Source organism: Psychrobacter pasteurii, from assembly GCF_900162815.1.
GTDB lineage: Bacteria > Pseudomonadota > Gammaproteobacteria > Pseudomonadales > Moraxellaceae > Psychrobacter > Psychrobacter pasteurii.
In genome coordinates, this window is record NZ_FUGD01000149.1 from 1 (window position 1) to 3,389 (window position 3,389).

General features: G+C 40.2%; 3 protein-coding genes. 1 reads left to right on the forward strand and 2 read right to left on the reverse strand.

Annotated features, from left to right (window positions below):
- Nucleotides 1-250 precede the first annotated feature (250 nt).
- Nucleotides 251-1,888, reverse strand: a complete 1,638-nt coding sequence (locus tag A1232T_RS12640) for a carbon-nitrogen hydrolase family protein (protein ID WP_077449735.1) — start codon at nucleotides 1,886-1,888, stop codon at nucleotides 251-253.
- A 515-nt stretch (nucleotides 1,889-2,403) separates the two neighbouring features.
- Here A1232T_RS12640 and A1232T_RS12645 point away from each other — a divergent pair.
- A complete protein-coding gene (locus A1232T_RS12645; protein ID WP_077449736.1) occupies nucleotides 2,404-3,036 on the forward strand; it encodes a BLUF domain-containing protein in 633 nt (210 codons plus the stop codon).
- A gap of 118 nt (nucleotides 3,037-3,154) precedes the next feature.
- Here the strand turns inward: A1232T_RS12645 and A1232T_RS12650 are convergent.
- Nucleotides 3,155-3,389: FAD-linked oxidase C-terminal domain-containing protein (locus A1232T_RS12650; protein ID WP_279625898.1), on the reverse strand; the 235-nt coding region annotated here is incomplete at its 5' end.

Below are 3,389 nucleotides of genomic sequence, written 5' to 3' on the forward strand. Positions count from 1 at the left end.
GTCTGTGAGTTTATGATTTCTAGGGGTCTTTTTCGGCATATGATTCTATTATGTTGTTGAGTTGGTTGTATTGTACCTTATTTTGTGGAATTGGTATTAGACAGCTTGTTACGGGACAGCTTATCATTGAGCTGATCATCTTCTACTGACTTTTGATCCTGTGTCATAGTTATTCATATCTTTAATAAATAAGTGGGTACTAAAGCCAGAGAAATATCCTATCAAGCCTACTATCCTACCAAGCCTTTAATTAAAAAGGCTTAGTGGCTCTATTATGCATAGGGTCGCCATCTCTTACGCTACGAGAATTCTCTTTTAGCTCTTCTGACGAGCTGTCTTCCACAGACTGCTTGGCTTTTTTCTTCCACTTTAGGGTAAATAGATCTTCTCGGCGATCTTTTAAGTTATTTACTGAGCCTTCGTTACGCACATGAATAAGCTTGTCTAAGTCTAAATCTGAGAAGAAGACCATTTCCGTGTTGGCTGTGGTTTCCGCCATGATTGCATCGTGCGGGAAAGCAAAGTCAGAGGGAGAGAATACAGAAGACTGAGCATACTGAATGTCTAAACTTTCAACTTGAGGCAAGTTGCCTACTGAGCCACAGATCATGACATAGCATTCGTTTTCAATGGCGCGAGCTTGAGCACAGTGGCGAACACGTAAGTAGCCGTTTTTGGTATCTGTCCAGAATGGAACGAACAAGATATCCATGTCTTCTAAGGCTAACAGACGGGCAAGCTCAGGGAACTCTACATCATAACAAATTAAAATGCCAATACGGCCAGCATCGGTATCAAAGACTTGTACCTTGTTGCCGCCTTCAATAACCCAAGCGCTACGCTCGTGCGGAGTGATGTGGATTTTGCGTTGTTCTTCTACTGTTCCATCACGGCGGCATAGATAGCTGACGTTATAAAGCACTTCTTCGTTTTCATCAAATAAAGGCATAGAACCAGTAATGACGTTAACGTTATAGCTCACTGCTAAGTTTGAAATTTCGTTTTTGAACCACTCGGTGTAATCAGCCAAAAAGCGAATGGCAATGTTTTGATCGGTAGATTCACACAGTCCCATAAGCGGCGCATTAAAGAACTCAGGTAAGCAGGCGAAGTCGGCGTTATAGTCGGCCATAATATCAACGAAGAACTCAACTTGTTGTAGCAACTCTTCAGGAGACTCTACCTCACGCATTTGCCACTGAATACCGCCGATACGGACATCAGTTTTACGAGTGTTTGGCTTATATTCTTGTGGCTCATAATAAATATTGGCCCACTCTAATAAAGTGGCAAAGCCTTTAGACTGCTTATCATCAGGAAGATAGCCGGTCAATATACGTTTAACAATAAAGCCATTTGACAGCTGAAAAGATAAAGTCGGGTCGTATATCTCACGGTTTTCAACAGCATCGATATATTCACCTGGCGTCAAGTCTTGGTGATTGTGGTATTTAGGAATACGGCCGCCTGCCAAAATAGCACGGAAGTTCATTTGACGGCACAGCTCTTTACGGGCGTCATAAAGACGGCGACCCAAGCGATAGCCACGATAATCCGGATCAATTAGGGCATCAATACCATACAACGCATCGCCTTTGGGATCATCTTTAATAATCTCACGTTGCCCCAGTAAGTCATCATAAGTATGAGGGTTAGAAAACTTTTGATAATTGACGCGCATGGTTAGGACCATACCGATTAATTTATCATGGTCAAATAAGGCGATTTGTCCTTCAGGGAAGGAATCAATCAAAGTATGAATGGTGTTTTTTGACCAAGCACCGCCCAAGTTGGCATAAACTCGGTCCATTAAAGTTTTTAATTGGGGATAATCTTTTTTCTTGATTTCAGCTATTTTTAAGTGAAAGTCTTCAGTTTTTTGTGTCATGGGGTTACTCGTCGCGAGGATATAAAAGTTTGGTTATAGAGGATAGAGCATTAAAGCTATTTATAAATATAAAGAGGCTATCAAAGAGCTACCCATTTAAGCAGTCTTATCAATAAGCAGAGGTAAATAATTATAAATAGAATTGAGGCTGTTTACCGTTAGTAATCAGCATTAAAGTGATATAAAAAAACATATTATAAGGGCAAGAAGGCAGATAGAAACTGAAAAATTGTAAACTATTTATTTTTGTTGTTAATCCGCTGTTATACGTTTACTTGCCTTTATGTCAGAGATTAAGCTGATTTCATCAGTGAGTCTGTCTGTTTTAGAAAAATGAGCAATTATTATAAATAGGCCGGGTTGTTTTGAGAGAAAGGAAAAAACAAAAACTCAATTATGATTGTTAATTAGTATATAAAAATCGTAATTTATTGTATTATTGGCATTAAATTGTGTATGCCCCATTTGAATCCTACGTTGGATAAAAGACTGTGAAGCATACTAAGGACTAAATTATGCCTCTACACGAACACAGCACAGCTGCTGCGCTAAGCAAGATAGAAGACGATGCTTTGATTCGTTTGGTCTATGTTAGCAGCTTGACCCTACAAAGTCGCTTTCGACCCTCTATTTTCCAGACCGTTGAGCAGGATGCTCGTTGTTATAATCAACAAAACGGGATTACTGGGACACTCTGCTATGGCAACGGTCAATTTTTACAATGCGTGGAAGGACAAAAGAGGGTAGTACTGCCTTTACTGCAGAGCATTTTTGATGACAATCGGCATAAAGAGACGAAAGTGCTTCTGGTGCATCCTATTGAGGAGCGAGAGTTTAATAACTGGGCGATGCGTCTAGTGTTTTTAGAGCGATGGCTTTGGTCTCCGGAGACCAAAAAACAGGCTAATACCTTGTCTAAATTCTTACCGTTTAAACCAAGCCAATGGGACAGTGAAGAAGCCGAAGAGTTTTTGCACGCCATTCAACAAATTGAAACGCCGCCGCATGTTCAAGAGTCAGGCATTAGTCTTAATGCTTTAGGAAATATGATTCAGCATGTGGCTGGACCGCACCAAGCCTTTATCTTAGTGCAAAGTGTGTTGGCTGTTTTGACCATTGTGGCTATCTATCTGTTATTTAGCTTTTAGCCAGTCAAATCTGCTGCAAATAAAAAGACGCCTTATTATAATAAGGCGTCTTTTTTATAACGTGCACGACAATAACAATAAGCTTTGCTGCTGTATTTAATTACGCTATAAAGCCATTTTAGATATCAAAAATCTTACCCCGGTTCATAATCCCATTAGGATCAAACACCTTCTTAAGCTCTTTCAGATACTCAATCTCAGTCTCACTGCGGCTGTAGTTTAGATAAGGCTTTTTGGTCATGCCCACACCGTGTTCTGCTGATACCGAGCCGCCGTATTTTTGCACCGTTTGGAATACCAAATCATTCACACTTTGGCATTTCTCAAAGAACTCATCTTTCGTTAAGTTCTCA

Excerpts from the sequence above, each read along its gene's own strand:
- A1232T_RS12640 (WP_077449735.1), bottom strand. The coding sequence starts at position 1,888 with ATGACACAAAAAACTGAAGACTTTCACTTAAAAATAGCTGAAATCAAG.
- A1232T_RS12645 (WP_077449736.1), top strand. The coding sequence starts at position 2,404 with ATGCCTCTACACGAACACAGCACAGCTGCTGCGCTAAGCAAGATAGAA.